The 1,548-nt window shown below is 41.4% G+C and carries 1 protein-coding gene and 1 pseudogene; one reads left to right on the top strand and one right to left on the bottom strand.

Annotated elements, in window-relative coordinates; all coding sequences use genetic code 11:
- Positions 1–1,101, top strand: a 1,101-nt coding sequence (locus AC1DUA_RS36950) for a DUF4179 domain-containing protein (RefSeq protein WP_477504460.1), incomplete at its 5' end; no start/stop codon positions are given.
- 59 nt (positions 1,102–1,160) lie between these two features.
- On the opposite strand, the pseudogene AC1DUA_RS36945 reads toward AC1DUA_RS36950, so the two are convergent.
- Positions 1,161–1,548 (bottom strand): annotated as a pseudogene (locus AC1DUA_RS36945) (hypothetical protein); the annotation flags it as partial.

Genomic DNA, 1,548 nt, shown 5'->3' with positions numbered 1-1,548 from the left:
GATCTGGGAGGTGTGGCATCCGAAGTTCAGCAATCGATTAAGGACAGTGATGTCAAGATTACAATCTCCGAGATATACTACGACGGCTATGACTTAACGGCGAGTTATACGATGGAAACAGCCGAAAGCGTCAAAGGCGGTATGTCCCCCTACGACATTGAATTCACTATTAATGATCGTAAATTCCCAGCAATTACTGGATATGGGAGGCTGATTAATGCTCATCAATATGCTGGAGTTATTCAATCCTATGCGGACAATCAATTATTGGAACTACTGAAAGAACAGTATGAAATAAACCTATCGATCGGTAAAGTTGGTTATTCGTTAGCGAACGGAAATGGAGACATGGTCAACAAAGAAGTAAATTGGGTTTTCTCATTTAACAGTCATATAGGGATGGTCAAAGAAGGAATGCATACACTAAATCTAATGAAAACTGTTCGTCAGAAGCATGTGCAATTCACATTACAGAAAATAAATTATTCAGATTCGTTCATTGATTTTATTGGTGAAACAAGTGTTGACATGGAGGGGAATGAACCTTTGGAGCACGATTTCAATATGGAAGTCACTGATGAAAACGGACGCTTTCTTGAGCTAATTAATAATGGTACGAAATACGCAAGAAAAGAAGGACAAACGAAAATATACAGATGGAAAATATCTTCAAGAATCACTGGCCAACTACCAAACTTATTAACGATTCGTCCATATTCAATTCCCTTTTTTCATCCAGTAATGACTACAGTAGTGCCGCTGGATCATCCCCCGACACAAGTAAGACCATTTGTTGTCCAGCGCGGGAAAATCGGGAGCATGGAGTTGACGGGAATCACGTATTTAGCTGATAAAACCCTTGTTTATTATCGAACTCTGGGCGAACAGCGATCTGATCACGATAATGCTGCCTTTCAATTACTAACGGAAAATGGGAATGAATTAGAAATGACAGGTGAACATACCATTGAGTCTGGAATTGATATGTTTGTTCGCGAGTTCCCACCCGTAGAACCGAAACAAAAGCTCAGCATAATTGTAAACGATCTGATACCGAGAACCTATTTAAAGGATCTTGAAATGTCGATTTCGCTTAAGTAACATACATAGCACGCAAAAAAACAGCAGCCAGGGACAAAAAAGTCCGTGGCTGCTGTTTTTTACACGTCGAACCAATAAGCCTTCTCTTGGGCAATTCTCACATGACACGGACCTAATTCGAGATAAGCGTCATCATCGACAAAGATCGCTTGCCCTTCGATTTCAATCATATAGCGATAATACGAGCCCATGAACAAATGTTGACGGATCTCTCCCTCTAGTAAATAATGACCATTCTCTAATCTAACCAGTTGCTCATCATGCGCTCTTAGACTTGAAGCTTGCTGCGATCCCGGTTGTATAAGCTCTATCTTAGAATCTCCTGACCGTATCACAACCTGCTGAAGTCTGCCTTGATATTGGAGCGTAAGCGTGTGGCTTTCACCCAAAAATTGTGCGGTAAAATAAGTCGCCGGCTGCCGATAAATCTCCTCTGGCGTGCCCGCC

The sequence above is a fragment of the Paenibacillus sp. 01T422 genome (assembly GCF_056398785.1).
This window is presented reverse-complemented; position numbering and strand designations above follow the sequence as displayed.